Annotated in this window: 24 protein-coding genes and 3 tRNA genes; 14 read left to right on the forward strand and 13 right to left on the reverse strand. The window is 70.4% G+C overall.

Annotated elements, in window-relative coordinates; all coding sequences use genetic code 11:
• Nucleotides 1-72: 72 nt before the first annotated feature.
• Both AB0I79_RS14900 and AB0I79_RS14905 read left to right on the forward strand, forming a co-directional pair.
• Entirely contained in the window at nucleotides 73-1,110 is a 1,038-nt protein-coding gene (locus AB0I79_RS14900; RefSeq protein ID WP_357872250.1) for a 3-isopropylmalate dehydrogenase, read from the forward strand.
• Nucleotides 1,111-1,337: 227 nt separating this feature from the next.
• A complete protein-coding gene (locus tag AB0I79_RS14905; RefSeq protein ID WP_357872253.1) occupies nucleotides 1,338-2,435 on the forward strand; it encodes a branched-chain amino acid aminotransferase in 1,098 nt (365 codons plus the stop codon).
• Nucleotides 2,436-2,466: 31 nt separating this feature from the next.
• Here the strand turns inward: AB0I79_RS14905 and AB0I79_RS14910 are convergent, their stop codons facing one another.
• Together AB0I79_RS14910 and AB0I79_RS14915 are read right to left on the reverse strand one after the other, a co-directional pair.
• Nucleotides 2,467-3,006, reverse strand: a complete 540-nt coding sequence (locus AB0I79_RS14910; protein WP_357872255.1) for a Uma2 family endonuclease — start codon at nucleotides 3,004-3,006, stop codon at nucleotides 2,467-2,469.
• Between the two features lie 74 nt (nucleotides 3,007-3,080).
• The gene (locus AB0I79_RS14915; protein ID WP_357872258.1) at nucleotides 3,081-3,725 is read right to left on the reverse strand and encodes an O-methyltransferase; all 645 of its coding nucleotides are present in this window, start codon (nucleotides 3,723-3,725) and stop codon (nucleotides 3,081-3,083) included.
• Nucleotides 3,726-3,784: 59 nt separating this feature from the next.
• On the opposite strand from AB0I79_RS14915, the gene AB0I79_RS14920 reads away from it, so the two are divergent.
• Both AB0I79_RS14920 and cimA read left to right on the forward strand, forming a co-directional pair.
• Entirely contained in the window at nucleotides 3,785-4,432 is a 648-nt protein-coding gene (locus AB0I79_RS14920; protein ID WP_357872261.1) for a thioredoxin domain-containing protein, read from the forward strand.
• Nucleotides 4,433-4,639: 207 nt separating this feature from the next.
• Complete coding sequence (cimA, locus tag AB0I79_RS14925) at nucleotides 4,640-6,217, forward strand: citramalate synthase (protein WP_357872264.1); 1,578 nt, start codon at nucleotides 4,640-4,642, stop codon at nucleotides 6,215-6,217.
• A gap of 1 nt (nucleotide 6,218) precedes the next feature.
• On the opposite strand, the gene AB0I79_RS14930 is transcribed toward cimA, so the two are convergent.
• Nucleotides 6,219-7,874: a heparinase II/III family protein gene (locus AB0I79_RS14930; RefSeq protein WP_357872267.1), complete on the reverse strand. Its 1,656-nt coding sequence runs from the start codon at nucleotides 7,872-7,874 to the stop codon at nucleotides 6,219-6,221.
• Between the two features lie 112 nt (nucleotides 7,875-7,986).
• On the opposite strand from AB0I79_RS14930, the gene AB0I79_RS14935 reads away from it, so the two are divergent.
• Nucleotides 7,987-8,583: an HD domain-containing protein gene (locus AB0I79_RS14935; protein WP_357872270.1), complete on the forward strand. Its 597-nt coding sequence runs from the start codon at nucleotides 7,987-7,989 to the stop codon at nucleotides 8,581-8,583.
• Between the two features lie 33 nt (nucleotides 8,584-8,616).
• Here the strand turns inward: AB0I79_RS14935 and AB0I79_RS14940 are convergent, their stop codons facing one another.
• Genes AB0I79_RS14940 through AB0I79_RS14970 form a run of 7 tightly spaced genes read right to left on the reverse strand, consistent with a single transcriptional unit; the run spans nucleotide 8,617 to nucleotide 11,707 of the window.
• The gene (locus AB0I79_RS14940; protein ID WP_357872272.1) at nucleotides 8,617-8,973 is read right to left on the reverse strand and encodes an antibiotic biosynthesis monooxygenase; all 357 of its coding nucleotides are present in this window, start codon (nucleotides 8,971-8,973) and stop codon (nucleotides 8,617-8,619) included.
• A 17-nt stretch (nucleotides 8,974-8,990) separates the two neighbouring features.
• Nucleotides 8,991-9,572 (reverse strand): alkaline shock response membrane anchor protein AmaP, encoded by a 582-nt coding sequence (locus AB0I79_RS14945; protein ID WP_357872275.1) that lies wholly within the window; start codon nucleotides 9,570-9,572, stop codon nucleotides 8,991-8,993.
• A 60-nt stretch (nucleotides 9,573-9,632) separates the two neighbouring features.
• Nucleotides 9,633-10,271 carry a DUF6286 domain-containing protein gene (locus AB0I79_RS14950; RefSeq protein ID WP_357872278.1) on the reverse strand — a complete coding sequence of 213 codons (639 nt, stop codon included), beginning with the start codon at nucleotides 10,269-10,271 and terminating at the stop codon, nucleotides 9,633-9,635.
• Nucleotides 10,268-10,621, reverse strand: coding sequence for a hypothetical protein (locus AB0I79_RS14955; protein ID WP_357872281.1), 354 nt, complete (start codon nucleotides 10,619-10,621; stop codon nucleotides 10,268-10,270). Before AB0I79_RS14955 ends, AB0I79_RS14950 begins: the two co-directional genes overlap by 4 nt.
• On the reverse strand, nucleotides 10,618-10,806 hold the full coding sequence (locus AB0I79_RS14960) for a hypothetical protein (RefSeq protein ID WP_357872284.1): 189 nt from the start codon (nucleotides 10,804-10,806) through the stop codon (nucleotides 10,618-10,620). Before AB0I79_RS14960 ends, AB0I79_RS14955 begins: the two co-directional genes overlap by 4 nt.
• The gene (locus AB0I79_RS14965) at nucleotides 10,803-11,219 is read right to left on the reverse strand and encodes a hypothetical protein (RefSeq protein ID WP_357872287.1); all 417 of its coding nucleotides are present in this window, start codon (nucleotides 11,217-11,219) and stop codon (nucleotides 10,803-10,805) included. The genes AB0I79_RS14960 and AB0I79_RS14965 overlap by 4 nt, the downstream gene beginning before the upstream one ends.
• Nucleotides 11,216-11,707, reverse strand: a complete 492-nt coding sequence (locus AB0I79_RS14970; RefSeq protein ID WP_357872288.1) for an Asp23/Gls24 family envelope stress response protein — start codon at nucleotides 11,705-11,707, stop codon at nucleotides 11,216-11,218. Before AB0I79_RS14970 ends, AB0I79_RS14965 begins: the two co-directional genes overlap by 4 nt.
• 182 nt (nucleotides 11,708-11,889) lie before the next feature.
• Here AB0I79_RS14970 and AB0I79_RS14975 point away from each other — a divergent pair, with 182 nt between their 5' ends.
• Together AB0I79_RS14975 and gltX are read left to right on the forward strand one after the other, a co-directional pair.
• The gene (locus tag AB0I79_RS14975) at nucleotides 11,890-12,666 is read left to right on the forward strand and encodes a fumarylacetoacetate hydrolase family protein (RefSeq protein WP_357872291.1); all 777 of its coding nucleotides are present in this window, start codon (nucleotides 11,890-11,892) and stop codon (nucleotides 12,664-12,666) included.
• Complete coding sequence (gene gltX, locus AB0I79_RS14980) at nucleotides 12,659-14,032, forward strand: glutamate--tRNA ligase (RefSeq protein WP_357872293.1); 1,374 nt, start codon at nucleotides 12,659-12,661, stop codon at nucleotides 14,030-14,032. The genes AB0I79_RS14975 and gltX overlap by 8 nt, the downstream gene beginning before the upstream one ends.
• Here gltX and AB0I79_RS14985 read toward each other — a convergent pair.
• Nucleotides 13,926-15,305 (reverse strand): MATE family efflux transporter, encoded by a 1,380-nt coding sequence (locus AB0I79_RS14985; protein WP_357872296.1) that lies wholly within the window; start codon nucleotides 15,303-15,305, stop codon nucleotides 13,926-13,928. The genes gltX and AB0I79_RS14985 overlap by 107 nt on opposite strands.
• Nucleotides 15,306-15,359: 54 nt before the next feature.
• Here AB0I79_RS14985 and AB0I79_RS14990 point away from each other — a divergent pair, with 54 nt between their 5' ends.
• The gene (locus AB0I79_RS14990) at nucleotides 15,360-15,905 is read left to right on the forward strand and encodes a PadR family transcriptional regulator (protein ID WP_357872298.1); all 546 of its coding nucleotides are present in this window, start codon (nucleotides 15,360-15,362) and stop codon (nucleotides 15,903-15,905) included.
• Nucleotides 15,906-15,922: 17 nt separating this feature from the next.
• Nucleotides 15,923-16,756 carry an NmrA family NAD(P)-binding protein gene (locus AB0I79_RS14995; RefSeq protein WP_357872300.1) on the forward strand — a complete coding sequence of 278 codons (834 nt, stop codon included), beginning with the start codon at nucleotides 15,923-15,925 and terminating at the stop codon, nucleotides 16,754-16,756.
• On the opposite strand, the gene AB0I79_RS15000 is transcribed toward AB0I79_RS14995, so the two are convergent.
• A complete protein-coding gene (locus tag AB0I79_RS15000) occupies nucleotides 16,734-18,704 on the reverse strand; it encodes a M3 family metallopeptidase (RefSeq protein ID WP_357872303.1) in 1,971 nt (656 codons plus the stop codon). The two genes, AB0I79_RS14995 and AB0I79_RS15000, sit on opposite strands and share 23 nt — an antisense overlap.
• A 164-nt stretch (nucleotides 18,705-18,868) precedes the next feature.
• Here AB0I79_RS15000 and AB0I79_RS15005 point away from each other — a divergent pair.
• Nucleotides 18,869-18,940, forward strand: a tRNA-Gln gene (locus AB0I79_RS15005).
• Nucleotides 18,941-18,978: 38 nt separating this feature from the next.
• Here the strand turns inward: AB0I79_RS15005 and AB0I79_RS15010 are convergent.
• Complete coding sequence (locus AB0I79_RS15010) at nucleotides 18,979-19,902, reverse strand: alpha/beta fold hydrolase (RefSeq protein ID WP_357872305.1); 924 nt, start codon at nucleotides 19,900-19,902, stop codon at nucleotides 18,979-18,981.
• Nucleotides 19,903-20,011: 109 nt separating this feature from the next.
• Here AB0I79_RS15010 and AB0I79_RS15015 point away from each other — a divergent pair, with 109 nt between their 5' ends.
• From AB0I79_RS15015 to AB0I79_RS15030, 4 genes are all read left to right on the forward strand, one after another.
• A complete protein-coding gene (locus tag AB0I79_RS15015) occupies nucleotides 20,012-21,247 on the forward strand; it encodes a sensor histidine kinase (protein WP_357872308.1) in 1,236 nt (411 codons plus the stop codon).
• Nucleotides 21,247-21,858 (forward strand): response regulator transcription factor, encoded by a 612-nt coding sequence (locus AB0I79_RS15020; protein WP_357872311.1) that lies wholly within the window; start codon nucleotides 21,247-21,249, stop codon nucleotides 21,856-21,858. Before AB0I79_RS15015 ends, AB0I79_RS15020 begins: the two co-directional genes overlap by 1 nt.
• A gap of 94 nt (nucleotides 21,859-21,952) precedes the next feature.
• Nucleotides 21,953-22,028, forward strand: a tRNA-Glu gene (locus AB0I79_RS15025).
• A gap of 18 nt (nucleotides 22,029-22,046) precedes the next feature.
• A tRNA-Glu gene (locus AB0I79_RS15030) sits at nucleotides 22,047-22,119 on the forward strand.
• Nucleotides 22,120-22,287: the final 168 nt, after the last annotated feature.

Here is a 22,287-nt window from a genome sequence, read left to right on the forward strand (position 1 = left end):
CCCCCCAAACCGGACGTCCGGAAAATGAGATGGTGTGTTCGTCAGACGAGACGAGCCGGTATGGTTGCCGTCATGGAGTCGCGTAACATCCGCCTGGCCGTCATCCCTGGGGATGGCATCGGCACCGAGGTCGTCGCCGAAGGGCTCAAGGTCCTGGAGGCAGTAGGCACGAAGATCGAGCCCACGCACTACGACCTGGGAGCCGCACGCTACCACCGTACCGGCGAGACTCTCCCCGACTCGGTGCTCGACGAGCTGCGCGGCTACGACGCGATCCTGCTCGGCGCCATCGGCGACCCCAGCGTGCCGCCCGGCATCCTCGAGCGCGACCTCCTGCTGCGACTCCGCTTCGCCTTCGACCACTACGTCAACCTGCGGCCGGTCAAGCTGTTCCCCGGCGTGGCGACCCCCCTGGCCGACACGCCGACGGAGAACATCGACATGATCGTCGTGCGTGAGGGCACCGAGGGCCTCTACGCCGGCACGGGCGGCGTCATGCGGCGCGGCACGCCGCACGAGATCGCCACCCAGGAGTCGCTCAACACCGCCCACGGCGTCGAGCGCGTGGTGCGTTACGCGTTCGAGAAGGCCAAGTCCCGGCCGCGCAGGAAGCTGACCCTCGTCCACAAGACGAACGTGCTCACCTTCGCCGGCGACCTGTGGCAGCGCACGGTCAACCGCGTGGCCGAGGAGTACCCGGAGGTCACCACCGACTACTGCCACATCGACGCGGCCTCGATGTTCTTCGTGACCCAGCCCGAGCGCTTCGACGTGGTCGTCACCGACAACCTGTTCGGCGACATCATCACCGACCTCGGCGCGGCCATCGCCGGCGGCATCGGCCTGGCGGCCAGCGGCAACATCAACCCGGAGGGCGCGGCGCCCAGCATGTTCGAGCCGGTGCACGGCAGCGCCCCCGACATCGCCGGCCAGGGCAAGGCCGACCCCACCGCGACGATCCTGTCCGTCTCCATGCTCCTCGACCACCTCGGCCTGCACGACGAGGCGGCCAGGGTCGAGCGGGCGGTCGCCGACGACATCGCCGGGCGCGGGGCAAGCCGCAGCACCAGCGAGATCGGCGACGACATCACCGCGCGAGTATCCGGCTAGGACCGCCTAGCCCCGTACGCGCCTGGCGGTCCGAGGAGGACTGCCGGGCGCGTTTTCGTGTACCCAGGCCACGGCGGTAATCGGACCAACCACCCCATCAACCGCTTGCCATCCCATATAGCGAGACAATAGGAAGTACGGACCGCCCCCCGGGAGCGCGACAGCTCCCGGAGGGGTGACCGGATTCCGGTAGATTTCGGTAGACCGTAGAGAGAAGGACCGCCGTCATGACCATCGCTCAGAAGCTCAGCTTCGACGTGCAGCTATCCGACCACGCTCGCACCGCAGCCGAGCGGGAGCAGGTACTGGCGAACCCCGGATTCGGGCAGACGTTCACCGATCACATGATCTCGATCGACTACACCGAGGGCGAGGGCTGGCACGACGCCAGGCTCATGCCGTACGGTCCGCTCTCGCTCGACCCCGCCACCTCGGTCTTCCACTACGCGCAGGAGCTGTTCGAGGGCCTGAAGGCCTACCGGCAGATCGGCGGCTCGATCGTCACCTTCCGCCCGTACGCCAACGCCGGCCGCTTCAACCGCTCGGCCGCGCGCATGGCCATGCCCGAGCTGCCGGAGGAGACGTTCGTCGAGTCGCTGGAGCTGCTCGTCCAGACCGACAAGGAGTGGGTGCCCACCACCGAGGGGCACAGCCTCTACCTGCGCCCCTTCATGATCGCCACCCAGGCGGGGCTCGGGGTCAACTACCCGTCGAAGACCTACAAGTACATGGTCATCGCCTCGCCGGCCGCCTCGTACTTCACCGGTGGCGTCAAGCCCGTCTCCGTCTGGCTGTCCACCGAGTACACCCGCGCCGCCCCCGGCGGCACCGGCTTCGCCAAGTGCGGCGGCAACTACGCCGCGGCGTTCGTGGCGCAGCGGCAGGCGGTGGAGAACGGCTGCGACCAGGTCGTGTGGCTGGACGCGCAGGAGCACCGGTACGTCGAGGAGATGGGCGGGATGAACCTGTTCTTCGTCTTCGGCGACAAGCTCGTCACGCCCGCCCTCACCGGCACCCTGCTGCCCGGCATCACCCGCGAGTCGATCCTGGAGCTGGCCGGCGATCTGGGGCTGGAGACGGAGGAGCGGCTCATCACGGTGGACGAGTGGCAGGAGGCGAGCGCGTCCGGCGACCTCACCGAGGTGTTCGCGTGCGGCACGGCGGCCGTGGTGACGCCGGTCGGCACGGTCAAGGGCGCCGACCGCTCCTGGACCGTGGCCGACGGCACGCCGGGCCCGGTGACGATGCGGGTGCGCGAGGAGCTCGTCGGCATCCAGTACGGCGCCCGCCCCGACACCCACAACTGGATCCACAAGATCGGCTGAACCGGCCGGTGGTGAGCCCTCCCGGCAGGGCTCACCACCATTCCCCGGTATTCAGCGACAATTCCCACGGCGCCGGCAGGAACAGCGGCTCGGTGAGCGTCGCGACCGTTTCCCGGCCGTATGCGCGGCCACCCGGCTCGCTGAAGAGCCGCACCGTCCGCTGCGCCGGATCGACCACCAGATAGAGCGGCACCCCGGCCGGCGAGTAACTGCGCGGCTTGACGTAGAGGTCGTCGTAGGAACTGCCCGAAGAAACGATGTCGACGAGCAGCAGCGTCGAATCCCCGTGCACCGCGTAATCCTTGTGCAACCGCGGCGCCCGGGGCACCACCGTCAGGTCCGGCACGTACCGATCGGCCTGACGGCCCAGGTAGACGGTGATGTTCGGCCAGATCTGCCAGCCCCGCTCGACCGCCGGGGCGAGCAGCCCGCGCAGCACCCGGAACATGCACGTGTTGTGCTGCCAGGTGCCCGCCTCGTTGACCACGATCCGGCCGCTCACCGTTTCCACCCGATATTCGGGGTGCAATTCACGCACGGTACGGAATCGCTCTTCGAGGGGCACGGCCATGCACTCCGTCCTTTCTGGCGGCGGAGTGACAGAGCGTATGCCGGAACGGGTGTGTGAATACAGGGCGTGCGGCGCTAGTTCTTTCTGATCAGCGTCATCCCGTCGGCCACGGGCAGCATCACGACGGTCACCCGGGGATCCTCCATCACCAGATCGTTGAACTGCCGCATCTGCACGGTCGTCGGCTCGTCGTGCGCGGGATCGGCCACCCAGCCCCGCCGCAGGGTGTTGTCCGCCAGGATCAGCCCGCCCGGCCGCAGCCGGTCCATCAGCAGCTCGTAGTAGACCGGGTAGTTCTGCTTGTCGGCGTCCAGGAAGGCCAGGTCGATCTGCTGGTCGAAGGCGGTGAGCGTGTCCGCGGCCGGCCCGATCGTGAGCGTCACCCGATCGTCGAGGCCCGCCTCGTGCCAGTAGCGGCGGGCGATGGACGTCCACTTCTCGCTCACGTCGAAGCAGTGCAGCGTGCCGCCGGACAGCCCGCGCGCGATGCAGATGGACGAATATCCGGTGAACGTTCCCACCTCCACGGCCACCCGCGGCGCCATGAGCTGCGTGATCATGGTGAGCAGCCGGCCCTGGTCGAAGGAGATCTGCATGGTCGCGTCCTCGCCCGCGACCTCGGCGGTCTCCCGCTCCAGCGCTGCCAGCAGGGGGTCGGGGGCTGTGGTGTGCTCGGACACGTACCGCGCTACGGCGGCGTCGAGGAGGTATGCCTTCATGCGGCCATTTGCTCCGTTTCGGGTAGGGTCTGCGCGATCAATGAGGTGAGAGTGGGCTGATGAAGAAGCGGTTGATGGCGGTCGCGCTGGCGTGCGTGGCGATCGCCGTACTCGGGGTGCTGGCGTTCTCCCAGGCGGGCGCGTCGTCGTCCGGTGAGGTGACGCTCACCCGGCAGGCGGACGGCTCGATGGTCCTGGCCGACCTGGGGAGCGACGCTCCCGTGCTGGACGTGTACGAGGACTTCGACTGTCCCGTCTGCAAGGACATGCACTCCAAGGTAGACGCCACGATCAGGAAACTCGCGCAGGAGGGCAAGGTCAAGGTCGTCTTCCACACCGTGACGATCTTCGGGGACGAGCCCATGCGCTCCAACTCCATCCGCGCCGCCGCGGCCGCCCGCTGCGTCCCGGCGGCGAACTGGCTGGCGTTCAGGGACGAGGTGTACGCCATGCAGCCCGCGCCGCACGGCACGGCGTCCGGCTTCACCGTCGAGGAGCTGACCAGGGCCGCGCGCAAGGCGGGCGCGTCGGTGGACTCCTGCGTCACGTCGCAGACGTACGCCGAGGCGCACCTGGCGGAGACGGCCAAGATCCCGCTGCAGGGCACGCCGACCGTGGTGCTCGACGGCCAGATGCTGGGCAACGAGGCGTTCGACCCCGCCGCGCTGGAGCGCCTCGTGACCGGAGGCGTCGGCGTGCAGGTGTGAGCTGCGGTGTCCCATGTGGTGAGACCGGTGTGCCGAATGGTGAATGCGTATGGCAGACTGGACGGCACCATGTTCTACGGTCTGCTCATTATCGGCAGGCGCGCTGGCTGACGCAGGGACACCGCCAGCGCGCAGACCTCTCACGTCCGTGAGGGGTCTTTTTGTTTTCCCGAACGCATACCCGACTTCCGCGGAGAAGAGAGACTCATGGCCGACGACCGCTTCCACGTATACGACACGACGCTGCGGGACGGCGCACAACAGGAGGGGCTCAACCTCACCGTCGCCGACAAACTCGCCGTCGCGCGCCACCTGGACGGTCTGGGAGTCGGGTTCATCGAAGGGGGCTGGCCGGGCGCCAACCCCAAGGACACGGAGTTCTTCAGGCGCGCTCGAACAGAGCTCGACCTGAAGCACGCGCAACTAGCCGCGTTCGGCGCGACCCGCCGGGCAGGTGTGCAGGCCGCCGACGACCCTCTGGTGGCCGCCTTGCGCGAATCCGGCGCGCCGGTCGTGACCCTTGTCGCCAAGAGTCACGACCGGCACGTGGAGCTGGCCCTCCGCACGACTCTCCAGGAGAACCTCGCGATGATCCGCGACACGGTCTCTCACCTTCGTGCGGAGGGACAGCGAGTCTTCCTCGACGCCGAGCACTTCTTCGACGGCTACAAGTCCAACCCAGCCTACGCGCTGGAGGTAATCAAAACCGCCGCCGAGGCAGGCGCCGACGTCATCGCCCTGTGCGACACCAACGGCGGCATGCTCCCCGACGAGCTCGCCGAGATCGTCCAGGACGCCGTACGCACCAGCGCCCGCGTCGGCATCCACTGCCACGACGACACCGGCTGCGCCGTGGCCAACACCCTGGCGGCCGTCAAGGCCGGCGCCACCCACGTCCAGGGCTGCGCCAACGGCTACGGCGAGCGCTCCGGCAACGCCAACCTCTTCACGGTCGTGGCCAACCTCCAGCTCAAGCGCGGCTTCGAGCTCGTGCCGCAGGAGTCGCTGGCCGAGATGACCCGCATCGCCCACGCGATCACCGAGGTCACCAACGTCACCCCCAACTCCCACGCGCCCTACGTCGGCATGTCCGCCTTCGCCCACAAGGCCGGGCTGCACGCCAGCGCCATCAAGGTCGACCCCAACCTCTACCAGCACATCGACCCCGCCCAGGTGGGCAACGACATGCGCATGCTCGTCTCCGACATGGCGGGCCGCGCGTCGGTGGAGCTCAAGGGCCGCGAGCTCGGCTACGAGCTGACCCCCGAGCACACCAAGTCGCTGGTCGACCGGGTCAAGGACCTGGAGTCCAGGGGCTTCACCTTCGAGGCCGCCGACGCCTCGTTCGAGCTGCTGCTGCGCGACACCGTGCACGGGGAGCGCAAGCGCCACTTCGAGGTCGAGTCCTGGCGCGTGATCGTCGAGCGCACCAAGGGCGGCGAGCTGGTCAGCGAGGCCACGGTCAAGCTGCACGCCAAGGGCGAGCGCATCGTGGCCACCGGCGAGGGCAACGGCCCCGTCAACGCCCTCGACAAGGCCGTCCGCCAGGCGCTGGAGAAGCTCTACCCCGAGCTGGCCAAGCTGGAGCTGGTCGACTACAAGGTCCGCATCCTCGAAGGCACCCACGGCACCGACGCCATCACCCGGGTCCTCATCACCTCCAGCGACGAGACGGCCGAGTGGGCCACGGTCGGGGTGGCCGAGAACATCATCGACGCCTCCTGGCAGGCCCTGGAACAGGCGGTCACGTACGGCCTGCTCCGCGCGGGCCGCGACTGCAACTAGCTCAGATCAGCCCGGCGGAGAAGGACACGCCGTTCACGGTGACCTTCCCGCCGGAGCACGACACCTCGGGCGAGTCCGTCCCCGGCACGATCACCGTCAGCAGCGACTTCGCCGCCGGGGACACCACCACGTTCGTGGCCTGCTTCGACAGGTACGTGGGGGAGACCCAGCCCAGCTTGCCGCCCCGCTCCACCTTCTGCCCGCCGACCCTGTCGCACGACGAGAACTGCAGCAGGGTGACCTTGAACTTGCCGTCGCCCAGCACGACCTTGCCGCCGCCGTTGGAGACCACCTTGAGTGACGGGGCGAACCGCCAGATGTTGCTGACCTTCTTGCCGCCCGAGGCCGTGTCCAGCACCGCCATCACGTCGTCGCCGTGGTGGACCAGCACCGACCTGGTACGGCTGACCCCGTACGCCTTGTCGGTCACCTTGAACGCCTGCCGGTCCTTGCCGTACGCGGTGTCGGCGAGCTTGCTGGCCGTCCTCGGCCGGAACCTCGCGCCCACCACGGTCGGCACGTTGTGCGCCTCGGGAGAGAGCGTCCAGTAGCGGTAGGAGCTCTTCTCGTAGGAGTGGAACCCGCCGTCCACCAGGATGTCGCGGCCCTCGGCGTAGTACGTCACGCCCAGGTGGTCCTCGTGGCCGTGGAACTTCATGCCGGGCCCGAACCTGATCGAGTAGTACGCCGACTCCGGCTTGCCCCAGGCGGTGCGGCCGAAGACGTAGCCGGCCCGGTACGCCTTGACCTCCTCCTTCGGCGTGCCCGTCTCCATCTTCGGCTCGGTCTCGGCACTGCCGTCGCCGATGGGCACCATGTAGCCGTTGGGCATGGTCGAGTGGGCGATGAAGGACTTCAGGGCCTCGGCCCGCTCGGCGATCGCGCCGGGCACCTTGCGGTCGCACGCCTTCATGTTCGTCATGGCGACCTGGAGGCGGCCGTACACGTACACCGCGTACCTCGGCGCCTGCTCCATGAGCGCGCCCTGGGAGTCCACGTCCAGCTTCACCGTGCTCGTCAGGCGGCTGGAGGCCAGGTTCGCCCAGTCCTTGCGGCCGTACCTGCAGCCGATGCCCATGAGCGCGATGTCCTGGTCGATGCCGTGGTTGTGGCCCTTCTTGTACAGGCTCGGGTTCGACAGCAGCTTGGCGTGCGTGGCCAGGCTGTCCTTCAGCCAGCTCGCGTTCACGTGCCTGCTGAGGCAGAGCAGCGGCTGGGTGCGCAGCGAGACCGGGTGGTCCTTCCAGACGTACGGCTGGGTGCCCCTGGCGCCGTACTTGTTGTGCTCCACCCAGTCCTTGGTGATCTCGGTGGCGCGGTCCAGGTAACGCTGCTCGCCGGTGTTCTCGTACTCGACGACGAGCGTGCCCATCCAGCGCAGCGACTGGAAGACGAACTCCCACGACCGGTTCTTGTACGGGCTGGCGTCCCAGTTGATGGTCTTGCCCAGCTTGTACGCGGGCAGCCCCACCAGCGAGATCTCGCCCTTCATGACGTCCTCGGCCGTCGGCGTGCCGGGCAGCCAGTCGCCCTGGCACTCGGCGGTGCGTGTCACCTTGTCGGCCGCCTGCGCCGGGCCCGCGACGGTGCCGGTCACCATGCCGGTCGCCGTGCCGGATGCGAGCATGAGGGCAAGAGGGATCGCGAGGCGGCGCACGCCAGGTTCCTTTCGGACAAAAAGGTGAAGGCGGAACATGCTTTCGGAATCTCGATCAACTGGTCAAGTTGAGTGCCCGATTCGTTAGCCGCCCGATGAGATGCTGGTGCATGTGAGATACGACGACCTGGTGATCCCCGACACGCCCGCCGCCCGCGGCGCGCTGGAGGTGGCAGCCCAGTACCACACGCCTTCGCTGCTCAACCACTCGCTCCGCGCCTACCTGTGGGCGGCCGCCTACGCGCAGGGCAACGGCATCGCGTTCGACGCGGAGCTGCTGTACGTGTCGGCCATGCTGCACGACATCGGGCTGGCGGCCGAGTTCGACAGCCACACGGTGCCGTACGAGGAGGCCGGCGGGCACGTGGCCTGGGCCTTCTGCGCCGGGGCCGGCTGGTCGCCCGAGCGCCGCGTACGCGCCTGTGAGGTGATCATCCGGCACATGTGGGAGGAGGTGCCCCTGGAGGAGGACCCCGAGGGACACCTGCTGGAGCTGTCGACCGGCATGGACATCTCGGGCCGCCGCACGGACGAGATCCCCGCCGAGGTGCGGCAGGAGGTGCTGGAGCGGCACCCGCGGCTGGAGATCGCCAAGGAGTTCAGCGTCTGCATCGCCGACCAGGGCGCGCGCAAGCCGTCGAGCTTCGCGGCGCGGTTCGTGCGCGACGGCATCGTGGACCGGATCATCCGCAACCCGCTGGACGGCTGACCCGGCCGCGCCTCCGGGCCGGTGCGCTCCCGGTCAGCCCTTGGGGCCGGTGCTCTCGGCGACCTCGAACGTCCACACCTCGGACCCCGTCGCCGCGGGCCCCTGCCCGTGCCCATGACCGTGGCCGTGCCCGGCCTGCGCCGCCGCGGCGGCAGCCTGGGCGTGACCGCGCTGGAACGCCTCGCCCTGCTGCCACTTCTGGAAGTCCTCCTCGGAGCGCCAGCGTGTGTAGACGAGGTACTGCTCCGTGCCCTCCACCGGCCGCAGCAACTCGAACCACTCGAACCCGTCGGCGGACTCCACCATCCCGGCCCGGTTGGAGAAGCGCCGTTCGAGCTCGTCCCGCATCTCGGCGGGCACGGTCAGCACGTTGATCTTCACGACGGACACCAGAGGAACCCCTCTCGTCAGCGCACGACTCGGTGCGGCGAAGGTGAGGGCTCCAGGCTAACGCGGGCCACCGCCGGCACCCGATCCCGGTCCAGCGCGTCCCGCACGTGCGGCAGCGCCACCGTCGACAGGTGCCGGCTCAGCTCGCCCATGGGGGCCGACTCGTCGGCGACCACGCGCAGCCGTACCTCGGGGCGCGGTCCCACCAGGTGCGCGGCGGCGTGGAACACGGCCGGGCTCGACTCCACGTCGGCGGCCACCGCCTGCGCCATCCCCGACTCCGACACCTCCGTGACCCCGGTCGGGCCGTCCTCGATGCGCAGCACGCGCCGCGCATCCCTGCGCCCCTGCACGAGTAGCCACCGCAGCGCCAGCACCGCCACGACCAGCGCGGCCAGCGCGGCCAGCCACCAGATCCACGGGCTGGTCCGCGTGAAGAAGGCGACCACGTTGCCGTCCACGACCGTCGTCCGCGCGGCGGCCCAATTCTGCGGGAACGCGCCCAGCCCGCGGGCCAGCGCCGACCCGCCCAGGATCACCAGCACCAGCCCGACCAGCGCCAGCCCCCACCGGTTGCCCCGCCCGGTCTTCCTGCTCACGGCTGCCCCCTGACGTCCGCTCCCACGCTCACCGCTGCTCCCTGACGTCCGTCTTCCTGCTCACCGCTGCTCCCTGACGTTCACGGACACCCGGTACGGCTCCACGAGGTCCAGCGCGGCCAGCCTGGTGAGCACGGCGCCGCGGACGTCCTGGCCGAACCCCTCCACGTCCCGCCTGCACGTGGTCGGCGTGACGGCGAACGTGTGGCCGCGCAGGGTCGCGCGGGCCGAGCGCACGCCCGGCACCTGCTCGGCCGCGTGCGCCAGGGCCCGGGTGACGCTCCTGGGGCGCAGGCCGATGATCAGGTCGGGGTCGCCGCTGCGTACGGGCACCATCCTCGGCCGGCCCGGCACCAGCGCGATGGCCAGCAACACCAGCCCGAGCAGCGTCGCGACCGCCGCGCCGATCAGTACCCGCGGGTCCGACCACAACGTCGAGCCCGCCCAGGCCAGCATGCGGTCGTACGGGATCAGGCGCAGCGGCCGCCCGGCCAGCGCCGAGATCGTCTCGGCGAGCACGAGCAGGCTGAGCAGCGCGAGCAAGGTGGCGACCACGATGGCCGGGACCCGCCGCGACGGCCGGAAGGCCCGCACCGCGGCCCGGTCGGCGGCCCTGGAGTGCTGCGGTGGAGCGGGAACCCGGTGCGCGCCCGACGGCGGCTCCTGCACGACGTCCCGCCTGGTCTCGTGTGTTGTCATGGCAGGTCTCCGCCCACGTCGGTCATGGTGATGTCCAGGCGGGTGACGTACAGGCCCGTCTGGGCGGCGACGCGGCGGATCACGTGCTCCCGCAACCGCGCCGCCACGGCGTGCAGCGGGGACGGATAGGCCACGCTCACGTTGAGCCGCACGACGGCCTGATCGCCGTGCACCTCCCCGGCCGACGGCGTCCACGGCAGGCCGCGCGGCTGCACGTCGCGCACCTCGGGCACCTCCGCTGCGGCCACGCAGGCGATCTTGCTGACCACCCGGTCGGCGATCTCCGTGCGGCCGCGCCGCTCGGGCGCGGGCAGGGGAGCGCGCCGCTGGGCGGGCACCGTCATGGTCATTTACGCCTCACGGACAGCCCGGACAGGTCGATCTCGCCGGTCTCGGCGATCCGCCCGATCAGGAAACCGACCGCGCCCAGGACCAGGACGAGCAGGAACGCGCCCAGCCCCCCGAACGCCCCGACCAGCCCGAGCACGATGCCGACGGCCATGCCGATGATCGGCATCCACTGGATGTTGTTCATGATCCCTCCACGATGATGTCGTCGATGCGCACGTGCACCGGACGGCCCCCGGCCAGGTCCGCCACGGCGCCGCGCACCTCGTCGGCGGTCTGCGGCAGCGGGCGGTCCAGCGTGGCGACGATGGCGATCTCCACCTCGCGCTCGTCCGCGGACACGCCCGTGAGGCGCCCACCGGGCAGGTACGTGGCCACCGTCCCGAACGGCCCACCGGACAGCCGGGCCACCCCGTGGCAGGCCAGCGCCCGGTCGGCGATCAGCCGTTCCTCGGTGGCGGGGCCGGAGCGCGCTTCACCGGCGGCGCTCGCTGTGCCACCGGCGCTCGCTGTGCCACCGGGGCTCGCCGAGGCGCCGGGGCTTGCCTGGCCGCCCGGGCTCGCCGGGCCGCCGGGACCGGTCGGGGCGGCGGACGTCATTGGACCCGGGGCTCCTGCTCCATGTCCCCCCGGTGCCCGTCAGTCCCCCGGTCGCGGTCCTGCTCCGGCAGGTGCACGTCGTCCACGCGGATGTTGACCTCGGTCACCTCGAGCCCGCACATCCGTTCGACAGCGCCGATCACGTTCTTCCTGACCGCCGCCGCCAGGTCGGGGATCGCGGTGCCGTACTCGGCCACCAGGTCCAGGTCCACGGCCGCTTGCCGCTCGCCCACCTCGACCGAGACGCCTTGGGCGACGTTCCTGTCCCCGCCGACCATGCCGCGCATGCTGCCGAGTGCCCGTGCCGCGCCTCCGCCCATGGCGTACACGCCGGACACCTCACGGGCCGCGAGCCCGGCGATCTTGGCGACGACCCCGTCGTCGATGCTCGTGGTGCCCTTCTCCGTTACCAGCGAGGTCGTGCTCTCCTGGGTCCTGGCCCGTGGCACGGTCCCCGTCGCGCCGGCCCCCGTGGGCCGATTGGACATCGTGTCCGACACGATCCGTCACCCCCTCAGGTGTCTTCTCCAAGGGGAGAGATAACCCCTGTTACACTCCCGAAGCCCTACAAAACGGACTCTGGGTATAAAAATGGACGGCTCCTGACTCGTGCGGGGTGGCGCGCGAAAAAGGTGACGGACCCCTCCGGCGGCGGCGATAGCCTTGTCAGGTGCGTATAGCGAGGTTCTCCACAGGCGAAGGCGTCTCGTTCGGCGTGGTCGAGGGCGGGCCCGGCGAGGAGTTCGTCTCCGCGATCTCCGGCCACCCGTTCGGCCAGGTGCAGTTCACCGGCGAGCGCCTCCCGCTGTCCCAGGTGAAGCTGCTGGCTCCGATGCTGCCGAGCAAGGTGATCGCCATCGGCAGGAACTACGCCGAGCACGCCGCCGAGTTGGGCAACGAGGTGCCGGAAGAGCCCCTCATCTTCATGAAGCCGTCCACCACGGTGATCGGCCACGGCGAGAACATCGCCTACCCCACGTCGCTGTCCGACCGCGTCGACTACGAGGGCGAGCTGGCCGTGGTGATCGGCAGGCTCTGCCGTGAGGTCCCGGTCGAGCGGGTCAAGGACGTCATCTTCGGCTACACCTGCGCCAACGACGTGACCGCACGCGACCTGCAGAAGAAGGACGTGCAGTTCACCCGGGCCAAGGGGTTCGACACGTTCTGCCCGCTCGGCCCGTGGATCCAGACCGATCTCGACGCGAGCGACCTGGCGCTGACGACCACGGTCAACGGCGAGATCCGGCAGAGCGGGCGCACCAGCCAGCTCATCAACGACATCCCCGCGCTGGTGGCGTACGTCAGCGCGGTCATGACGCTGATCCCCGGCGACGTCATCCTGACCGGCACGCCGGCGGGCGTCGGCCCGCTCGAGATCGGTGACGAGGTCAGCGTCGGCATCGAAGGCATCGGCACACTCACGAACAAGGTGGTCTCCCGTGACTGACGTACGGGTGCGGTTCGCCCCGTCTCCAACCGGCATGTTCCACGTGGGCAGCGCCCGCGCCGCGCTGTTCAACTGGGCGGTGGCGGAGCAGTCCAAGGGGCGGTTCATCCTGCGCATCGAGGACACCGATGCCACCCGCAACCGGCCGGAGTGGACCGAGGGCATCATCTCGGCGCTCGACTGGATCGGCATCAACGGCACCAACCCGGTGTTCGAGGGCCCCTACTTCCAGTCGGCCTACGAGCCGCAGCACCGCGAGGCCGTGGCCAAGCTGCTGGCCGACGGCAAGGCGTACTACTGCGACTGCACCCGCGAGCAGGTCCAGGAGCGCACCGGCTCCAAGGACAAGGGGTACGACGGCCACTGCCGCGAGCGCGGGCTGACGGCGGGCGCGGTGCGCTTCCGCACCCCCGACGAGGGCATCACGGTGGTCGACGACCTGGTGCGCGGCCGGGTGGAGTTCCCCAACAACGCGCAGGAGGACTTCGTCATCGCCCGCAGCGACGGCTCGCCCCTGTACGTGCTGGCCAACGCCGTGGACGACATCACCCAGGGCATCACCCACGTGGCCCGCGGCGAGGAGCACCTGCCCAACGCCGCCAGGCAGGAGCTGCTCTGGCCCGCGCTGGGCGCGACGCCGCCGGTCTGGGCCCACCTCCCGGTGATCGTCAACGAGCAGCGCAAGAAGCTGTCCAAGCGGCGCGACAAGGTGGCGCTGGAGGACTACCGCGCGGAGGGTTACCTGCCCGAGGCGATGGTCAACTACCTCATGCTGCTCGGCTGGGGGCCTGGCGAGGACCGCGAGATCATGCCGTGGTCGGAGATGGTGCCGCTGTTCCGGTTCGAGGACGTCAACGCCTCCAACGCGTTCTTCGACGAGAAGAAGCTGCGTGCCTTCAACGGCGAGTACATCCGGGCGCTGCCGCTGGAGACGTTCGAGGAGCGCTGCGCGCCCTACCTCGACCCCTCCTGGGACCGCGAGCTGTTCAGCAAGGTCGCGGCGCTGGCCCAGACGCGCATCGCGGTGCTGTCGGAGATCCGGCAGAACGTCGACTTCCTCTTCCTGGCGGAGCCGGTCTTCGACCAGGCGTCGTGGGACAAGGCGATGAAGAACGCCCCCGAGGAGATCCTCGCCGGCTACCTCGAGCGCCTGGAGACCGTGAGCTGGGACCCTGAGTCGCTCAAGCAGGCGCTGGAGGAGGTCGGCACGGCCCACGGGCTCAAGCTCGGCAAGGCGCAGGCGCCGGTGCGGGTGGCGATCACGGGCCGGACGGTGGGTCTGCCGCTGTTCGAGTCGATCGAGGTGCTGGGGCGGGAGCGCGCCCAGGACCGCCTGCGCGCCGCTCTGACGCGCCTGAAGGGCTGAGGCTCGCAAGCACCACCAGCGCGCCGGTGAGGCTGATGGTGGCTCCCGCGGCCATCGACAGCCACACGCCGGTGATGCCGAGCCACGCGCTCAGGCCGTACGCGAGGGGTAGCTGCACCGCGAAGCCCGCCAGCGTGGCGGCGAGCAGCCGGCTGCCCCTCCCGCTCGCCTGCAGCACCCCGCCGACGGCGATCAGCCCGCCGAAGGGCACCAGGTAGAGCGTCATCCATCGCAGGAACTCCACGGCCACCGCCGGATCGCCGGTGAACAGCCCGGCGACCGGCGCGGCCGGCACGTTCAGCACGATCGCGATCACCACGCCGGCCCCGAGCCCGAGCGCCAGCGGCGACCGCACGGCCTCGGACCGGGCGGTGCGGATCATCGCCGCCTGCCGCAACGCGTAGAACACCATCACACCGGCCAGCATGATCTTCTGCCCGATCCCGTAACCCGCCACCGCCGCCGTGCCGAACCCGGCCACGATCTCCACCAGCGCCATCCCCACCAGCGCGCGTGCCAGGAAATCTCCGGACATGGGCAGCCCGGTACCGATGACCTCGCCGGCCACCCGCCCACGGTCGCCACGGGCCGGCCCGCCCGCAACGGGCCCACCCGCAACGGGCCCACCCGCGACGGGCTCATCCGCGACAGGGCCGTCCGTGACGGGGCCGCCGGCCGCGTCGCGCAGGCGTGTCACGGACGCGAGCGCGACCGCCAGCGTGAGCGCCCGAGCGATCACCGTGGCCAGCGCCGCACCCTGCACCCCCATCCCGAGCCCGTAGATGAACAGCGGGTCCAGCACGACCACGAGCACGTTGCAGATGATCGCGTGCCGCATGGGCCGCCTGGTATCGCCCAGCCCCTTCAGCACCCCGTCCACGACCGTCTGGGCGAAGTACACCGGCAGCCCGCCCAGCGAGATCAGGAAGAAGTCCGCGGTCAGCGCGGGCGAGTCGGTGAACAGCGCCGCCAGCGGCTCGCGCAGCAGCACCCCCGGCACCGCGACGGCCACCGAGAAGACCGCCCACAGTACCCACCCCGCCCTGATGACCGGCCCCAGCGGCGCGTGCCCGTCACGCCGCCCGACCAGCACGGTCACCCCCGTCGGCACGGCCAGGAAGAGGCCGTAGGCCAGGTACTCGGCCGTCGTGCCCACGGTGACCGCCGCGATCGCCGCCTCGCCCAGCCCCGAGACCCAGAGCAGGTCGATCACGCCGACCGCGACCACCGCGGTGAGCAGCTCGACGTAGATGGGCAGCGCCAGCCTGATCATTGATACCTCTTTTCGATATATATCGCTTAGAGGTATAGCGTTACGATGCATGCCATGGCAAGCGGCGGCGACCTCGCTCTCACGATCCTGGGCTTCCTCAACGAGCGCCCCATGCACGGCTACGAGCTCAAGTCCCGCCTCGCCGCGCTGACCGGCCACCTGCGCCCGGTCAGCGACGGCGCGCTCTACCCGGCGATCGCCAGGCTGGAGGCCAAGGGCCTGGTCGAGCGGCACGAGGAGGCGGGGGCCGCGGCCGCGCGCCGGCAGGTGCTGACGATCACCGAGGCCGGCCGCGAGGAGCTGCTGCGGCGGCTGCGCGAGCCCGCCGACCTCGACATCAGCGACCAGGCCAGGTTCTTCGCGCTGCTGACGTTCCTGTCGGCGCTGCCCGACCCGGCCGACCAGGTGAAGGTGCTCAGCCGCAGGCTGGCCTTCCTGGAGGCGCCCGCGAGCTTCTTCTACGAGGGCGGCGAGCCGGTCAGGGCGCGGGACGAGCCGGACCCGTACCGCCGCGGCATGCTGCTGATCGCCCGCGCCTCCAGCCGGGCGGAGAAGGAATGGCTCCGCCAGCGCATCGCGGAACTGAACGTTCCGCAATAGTCCCTAACGTCGTCGCCATGACCTTCTTGGTGACGGGAGCCACGGGCTCCGTAGGCAGGCACGTCGTCGCGCATCTCCTCGAAGCGGGTCACCGCGTCCGCGCCCTGACCCGCGACCCGGCCAGGGCCAGGCTGCCCGAAGGGGCCGAGGTCGTCCAGGGCGATCTCAGCCGTGCCGGAAGCCTCGTGCCGGCCCTGAAGGGCGTCGAGGGTGTGCACCTCATCGACGCCGCCGACTCCGCGTACGCGCCGCTCCAGAACGGCACGGAGATCGTGGCAGCGCTCCGGGAGGCGGGAGTGCGCAGGGTGACGCTGCTCAGCGGCTGGTCACCGGGCACGCTGGAGGCCGCGGTCACCGGCAGCGAGCTGGCCTGGACGTACGTGCAGCCGACCGAGTTCATGGCCAACGCGCTGGCGTGGGCCGAGTCCGTACGGACGAAGGGCGTGATCGAGGAGCCGTTCGCGGCCACCAGGACCGCCATGGTGCACGAGGCCGACATCGGCGCCGTCATCGCCACCGCGCTCACCGAGGACGGTCACGAGGGCCACTCCTACGGCCTCACCGGCCCCGAGCTGCTCGACGTGCCCGCCAAGGTGCGGATCCTGTCGGAGGCGATCGGCCGCGAGATCACCTTCAGGGAGCTGACCGTGGACGAGATGCGCGAGCGCTACCGGGCCCAGGGCGTGCCGGAGCAGATGATCGAGTTTCAGATCGAGGTCTTCGGCAACGTGCCCGAGGGCGCCTACCAGGTCACGCCCACGGTCGAGCAGGTGACGGGGCGGCCACCGCGCACGTTCGCGCGGTGGGCCGCAGAACACGTCGAGGCGTTCAGTCCAGACCGCGGCGCTTGAGCAGCGGCTGGATGCTGGGCTCGCGCCCGCGGAAGTTGCGGAAGGCGGTCAGCGGGTCGAGGCTGCCGCCCCTGGACAGCAGCTCGCGGCGGAAGTGGTCGCCGTTCGCCCGCGTGAGCCCGCCGTTCTCCTTGAACCACTCCACGCTCTCGGCGTCGAGCACCTCGCTCCAGATGTAGGAGTAGTAGCCCGCGCTGTAGCCGCCGGAGAAGATGTGCGCGAAGTAGTTGGTCCGGTAACGCGGCCGGACCAGCGGGAACGCGATCCCGGCGGCCTCCAGCGCGGCCTGTTCGAACGCCTCGGGGTCGGCCACGGTCTCGCCCGGGGCCAGCTTGTGCCAGGCCCAGTCGAGCAGCGTGGCGGCGAGGTACTCGACGGTCTTGAAGCCCTGGTTGAACTTCTCGGCCGCCTGCAGCTTCTCCACCAGCTCGGCCGGCATCGGCTCGCCCGTCTCGTGGTGCTTGGCGTAGTTGGCCAGCACCTCGGGCCAGGTCACCCACATCTCGTTGACCTGCGACGGGTACTCGACGAAGTCGCGGGGCACCCTGGTGCCGGAGACACGAGGGAAGCGCACCTGGGAGAAGAGCCCGTGCAGCGCGTGGCCGAACTCGTGGAAGGCCGTGTTCACCTCGTCGTACGTCAGCAGCGTCGGCCCCGAGGCCGGCTTGGTGACGTTGAGGTTGTTCATCACCACCGGCCGCTGCCCGAACAGCAACGACTGGTCGACCAGGTTGTTCATCCACGCGCCGCCGCGCTTGCTCGGCCTGGCGTACGGGTCGAGCACGAACAGCCCCAGCGGGCTCCCGTCCTCGTCGAACACCTCGTACACGGTCACGTCCGGGTGGTACCCGCCCAGCTCGGGCCGCTCGGTGAAGGCGATCCCGTACAGCTTGGTGGCCGCGAAGAACACGCCGTCGCGGTAGACCCGGCCGAGCTCGAAGTACGGCCGCATGGCCGCGCCGTCGAAGTCGTAGCGGGCCTGGCGCACCTTCTCGGAGTAGTACGACCAGTCCCACGGCTCGATCGGGAACCCGGCCTGCTCCGCCAGCGCCTCGGCCTCCCGCCCGGCGTTGCGGACGGCGGGGCCGACGAGCTGGCCGAGCATCTCCTCGACCGCCTCGACGGTCTTGGCCGTCTGGTCGGCCACCGTGTAGGCCGCGTGCGTGGGGAACCCGAGCAGCGCCGCCCGCTCGGCCCGCAGCGCCGCCATCCTGGCCGCCACCTCGAAGTTGCCGGGGGCCCGGCCGACGCTCAGCTCGTACAGGCGGCGGCGCACCTCGCGGTCGGTGAGCTGGGCCAGGCCGGGCTGGCTGGTGAAGTTGAGCAGCGGCAGGACGTACGTGCCGTCGTCCTGGCGCAGCGACTCGATCTTGGCCTCGTCGAAGCCGTCGAGCTCCTTCGGGTCCGTCACCACCAGCGCCGACTCCGTGGAGGCCTTCAGCAGGCTCTGCGCGAACTGCGTGGAGAGCTTCGACAGCTCCTCGTTCAGCGCGCGCAGGCGGTCCTGATCGGGCTCCGACAGGTCGGCGCCGGCCCTGATGAAGTCGTCGCGGTACTTCTCCAGCAGCCAGGACTCCTCGGCGTCCGCCGTGCTGACCTGCTTGATCCTGGCCCACAGCGCCCGGTTCAGCCGGATCGCGTCGCCGTGCCGGGTGAGCTGGGGGGAGATCTCCTTCTCGATCTCCATGATGCCGTCGGTCGTGTGGGACGCGGCGACGCTGAAGAAGACCGTGGCCGTGCGGTCGAGGATCCGGCCCGACCGTTCGAGCGCGGCGATCGTGTTCTCGAACGTCGGAGTCTCGGTACTGCTCGCGATCGCCTCGACCTCGGCGAGCTGCTCCGCCATGCCGCGCTCGAACGCCGGCAGGTAGTGCTCCTCACGGATGTCCGCGAAGGGCGGCAGCTCGTACGGCAGGTCGCTTGGGGCGAAGAACGGATTCTCGGCCAACGCTCGGGCTCCTCCACGTGGTGTTTTGTCCCCTTCAGCTTGGCACGATCGGGCACGTGGTGGGGGCTCGGGAGGCCGGGTCGGCTAATCGTTTTGGTCTTAGCCCCGGAGCTGGGCTATTCTTTCGGACGTCGCCAAAGCGCTCCGCGAGGAGATCGCAGCGGTGGGGTATGGTGTAATTGGCAGCACGACTGATTCTGGTTCAGTTAGTCTAGGTTCGAGTCCTGGTACCCCAGCATTTGCAACGGACATCTTCTTCGGAGATGTCCGTTTTTCATTTCGCGAGCCCGTCGAGGATTTTCGTGATCTCCCGGTAGGCCCTGCGCGTCGGCGCGTGCGGCGTCCTGACCGTGAAGACCTCGAACCTGTTGCCCGGCGTCGCCTCGTCCGCCTCCCTGATCATGCGGTCCTGCAGGGCCGGCGGGATCACCCGGTCCAGCGACTGCCTGACGTACACGCGGCGCACCCGTCCCCAGGCGTCCTTGCGGCCACGGGCGTCCGCGCTCGACACCTCCAGGCTCTCGTCCGGCAGCGACGAGTTGAGCAGCGCCAGGAACTCCCCGTCGGTCCCCTCGGCCATGAACGCCGCCTTGGCCGCGTCCAGGAACTTCCTGTCGTTCGTGCGCCAGTTGATCCGGATCGCCTTGAGCACCCGCGGATCCCCGACGACACCCGGCAGGATGGCGGCCCCCAGGCTCGTCCTGCCCTCCGGTGTCTCCAGGTACTCGGCAGGGGAGCGCAGCTTCGTGCAGCAGTAGGCGCCGATGTAGACGAGGCGGTCGATCAGGTGGGGCACTTCGTCGGCGGCCTTGGTGATGGTCGAGCCGCCCAGGCTGCCGCCCACGAGGATCACCGGGCCGTACCGGGAGACCCTGCGCACCACGTCCACCGTGGCCTCGACGTAGTCGTCCAGCGTCACCCCGGCCATGGTGGAGGGGAGCGCGGCCAGCTTCGCCAGGTCCTGCGGAGCCTGGTAGGCCACGTGGAGCTGGTCCTCGGGGCCGTGCCCGGGCAGGCTCACGCCCACGGTGCGGTGGCCGCGCAGCGTCAGCTCCGCGTCGCCGCTGGCCACGCCGTTCGAGCCGGTCACGAAGACGAACGTGGTGACCTCCTTCCGCTTGGTCAGGGACGTGGCGGTGGCTCCCGCGCCGGCGGCAGCCGCGAGCTGGAAGGCTGTTCTGCGAGTCAGATCGGTCATGCCTCGATGCTCGCCGAGGACGTACACGGGCCACATCGCCCACCCGGGCGGAGAAGCGGTTGACGGCCGCCATCCACCGATCGGTTGACGGCGTGCCAGGCTTGGGGGCATGAGCTGGATCGACGGGCGCGAGAGGTGGGTCTACGCGGCGCTGGCGTACGCGCTGCTCGCGATCTCCGCGATCACGGCGGCCTGGCAGGGCACAGGTACGGGGCCGGGCCTGATCCCGGCCGGCGGCGGGGCGGGCACCGAGCGGGCCGCCGCGCTCTGGGCCGGGGTGCCGTGGCCGGTGCCGGCGCTGGCGGCGGCCGCCTGGCTGGCTCCCGTTCCCTGGCTCTACCAGCGCCGCGACACGCACAGGGCACTCGTCGTGGTCCACTACCTCCTCCTCATGGCCCTCGCCGCGGCGCTGGCCGTCAAGAGCCTGGCCTTCGTCCTGTTCGTCTCGGCCGGCTACCCGCTGGCCATCGCCATGCTCCCCGGCCGCCTCGTCATGGCCGGCGTCACGCTCACGGCGCTCGTCAACGTGACCACCCAGGCGGGCCCGGGAGCCGGGACGACCCTGCTCACCGTCATCGCCGGCGTGGCCGTGCCGCTGGTCGTGGCCGGCTGGTACGTCTCCGCCGAGCACGACAGGCGCCGCCGCCTCGTCGAGCGCCTGCGCGCCGCGATGGAGGAGAACGCCGAGCTCAACGCCAGGCTCCTCGACCAGGCCAGGCGGGCGGGCGTGCTGGACGAGCGGCACCGCGTCGCCGGCGAGATCCACGACACGCTCGCGCAGGACCTCGTGGCGCTGATCGGCCAGCTCTCCGCCGCCGACCGCGCCCCGCACGAGGACTCCCGCCGCTGCCACCTCGACCGGGCGGCCGAGCTGGCCCGCCGCGGCCTGTCCGAGACCCGCAGATCCGTACGAGCCCTGCGGCCCGAGCCGCTGGAGGACACCGAACTGCCGGACGCGATCGGCCACATGGCGAAGTCGTGGGCGGAGGCGGCGGGTGTGGAGTTGCGGTTCGAGGTCACCGGCACCCCGGTCGCCCTGGCCGCCGGCGTGGAGGCGGCGCTGTTCCGCGTGGCGCAGGAGGCCCTGGCGAACGTGGCGAAGCACGCCGAAGCCACCAGGGCGGCCCTCACCCTGTCGTACACGGACGAAACGGTTCTCCTTGACGTCCGAGACGACGGGACGGGCTTCGACCCGCAGCGGCCCGCTGACGGCTTCGGGCTGGACGGCATGCGGCAGCGGGCCCGCAGCGTGGGCGGCACCCTGGACATCGAGTCGGAGCCCGGCCAGGGGACCACCGTCGCCGCCGCCGTCCCCGCCATCCCGAACGATGAGAGGCTGGACTGATGCCACTGCGCCTGCTGATCGCCGACGACCACCCGATCGTGCGTGACGGCCTGCGGGCGGCGCTCGGCGGCGAGCCCGGCCTGGAGATCGTCGGCGAGGCGGCCGACGGGGCGGAGGCCGTGCGCCTGGCCGCGGAGCTCGCCCCCGACGTCGTCCTCATGGACCTGCGCATGCCGGGCCTCGACGGGGTGAGCGCCATCCGCCTGCTCAGCGGCACCGGGCCGCGGGTGCTGGTGCTGACCACCTTCGACACCGACGTGCTGCCAGCGCTCGAGGCGGGCGCCAGCGGCTACCTGCTCAAGGACGCCCCGCCGGACGAGCTCGTCCGCGCCGTCCTGGCCACCCACCGCGGCGAGACCGTGCTCGCCCCGGCCGTGGCGGGGCGGCTGGCCGACCACCTGCGCAGGCCCGCCAGGGGGAAGCTGAGCAAGCGGGAGCTGGAGGTGCTGCGCCTGGTGGCCGGCGGGGCGACGAACAAGGAGGCGGCGGCGAGCCTGTTCATCAGCGAGGCCAGCGTGAAGACGCACCTGCTGCACATCTACGCCAAGCTCGACGTGCGCGACCGCGCGGCCGCCGTCGCCGAGGCCTTCCGCAGGGGGCTGCTGGGTTGATCTGGTGGGCGGATAAGCGGTTTGGTGTGGTCTTCCGGGTGCGGTAGAGTTACCTGCGTTGCCGGGGAGGCCCGGCAGAGCAGCTTGTGGGCAAGGTCCCGTCGTCTAGTGGCCCAGGACGCCGCCCTCTCAAGGCGGTAGCGCCGGTTCGAATCCGGTCGGGACTACCACTGCCACAAGCCCGCTAAGGTCCCGTCGTCTAGTGGCCCAGGACGCCGCCCTCTCAAGGCGGTAGCGCCGGTTCGAATCCGGTCGGGACTACCTGCTCTTCTCTCCGAGAAGAGCTTTTTTGTTTTTACGGCAAGCGGTGGGCGACGCCACCCGCCGCACGGGGCCGGGCCCCGTCCAGGGAAACGCTCCTCCGGTTCACGAGCTGATCGCCGTTACGTGCGCCCCTGTTGACCGTCGAGAGTCGCCGGCCAAAGCCGA

Source organism: Nonomuraea sp. NPDC050202 (assembly GCF_040656115.1).
In the GTDB taxonomy this organism is placed as follows: Bacteria; Actinomycetota; Actinomycetes; order Streptosporangiales; family Streptosporangiaceae; genus Nonomuraea.

What these genes read in the sequence shown, in the direction of transcription:
- AB0I79_RS14900 (WP_357872250.1), top strand. Translation starts at nt 73, where the DNA reads ATGGAGTCGCGTAACATCCGCCTGGCCGTCATCCCTGGGGATGGCATC.
- AB0I79_RS14905 (WP_357872253.1), top strand. Translation starts at nt 1,338, where the DNA reads ATGACCATCGCTCAGAAGCTCAGCTTCGACGTGCAGCTATCCGACCAC.
- AB0I79_RS14910 (WP_357872255.1), bottom strand. Translation starts at nt 3,006, where the DNA reads ATGGCCGTGCCCCTCGAAGAGCGATTCCGTACCGTGCGTGAATTGCAC.
- AB0I79_RS14915 (WP_357872258.1), bottom strand. Translation starts at nt 3,725, where the DNA reads ATGAAGGCATACCTCCTCGACGCCGCCGTAGCGCGGTACGTGTCCGAG.
- AB0I79_RS14920 (WP_357872261.1), top strand. Translation starts at nt 3,785, where the DNA reads ATGAAGAAGCGGTTGATGGCGGTCGCGCTGGCGTGCGTGGCGATCGCC.
- cimA (WP_357872264.1), top strand. Translation starts at nt 4,640, where the DNA reads ATGGCCGACGACCGCTTCCACGTATACGACACGACGCTGCGGGACGGC.
- AB0I79_RS14950 (WP_357872278.1), bottom strand. Translation starts at nt 10,271, where the DNA reads ATGACAACACACGAGACCAGGCGGGACGTCGTGCAGGAGCCGCCGTCG.
- AB0I79_RS14955 (WP_357872281.1), bottom strand. Translation starts at nt 10,621, where the DNA reads ATGACCATGACGGTGCCCGCCCAGCGGCGCGCTCCCCTGCCCGCGCCC.
- AB0I79_RS14960 (WP_357872284.1), bottom strand. Translation starts at nt 10,806, where the DNA reads ATGAACAACATCCAGTGGATGCCGATCATCGGCATGGCCGTCGGCATC.
- AB0I79_RS14965 (WP_357872287.1), bottom strand. Translation starts at nt 11,219, where the DNA reads ATGACGTCCGCCGCCCCGACCGGTCCCGGCGGCCCGGCGAGCCCGGGC.
- AB0I79_RS14970 (WP_357872288.1), bottom strand. Translation starts at nt 11,707, where the DNA reads ATGTCCAATCGGCCCACGGGGGCCGGCGCGACGGGGACCGTGCCACGG.
- AB0I79_RS14985 (WP_357872296.1), bottom strand. Translation starts at nt 15,305, where the DNA reads ATGATCAGGCTGGCGCTGCCCATCTACGTCGAGCTGCTCACCGCGGTG.
- AB0I79_RS14990 (WP_357872298.1), top strand. Translation starts at nt 15,360, where the DNA reads ATGGCAAGCGGCGGCGACCTCGCTCTCACGATCCTGGGCTTCCTCAAC.
- AB0I79_RS14995 (WP_357872300.1), top strand. Translation starts at nt 15,923, where the DNA reads ATGACCTTCTTGGTGACGGGAGCCACGGGCTCCGTAGGCAGGCACGTC.
- AB0I79_RS15010 (WP_357872305.1), bottom strand. Translation starts at nt 19,902, where the DNA reads ATGACCGATCTGACTCGCAGAACAGCCTTCCAGCTCGCGGCTGCCGCC.
- AB0I79_RS15015 (WP_357872308.1), top strand. Translation starts at nt 20,012, where the DNA reads ATGAGCTGGATCGACGGGCGCGAGAGGTGGGTCTACGCGGCGCTGGCG.
- AB0I79_RS15020 (WP_357872311.1), top strand. Translation starts at nt 21,247, where the DNA reads ATGCCACTGCGCCTGCTGATCGCCGACGACCACCCGATCGTGCGTGAC.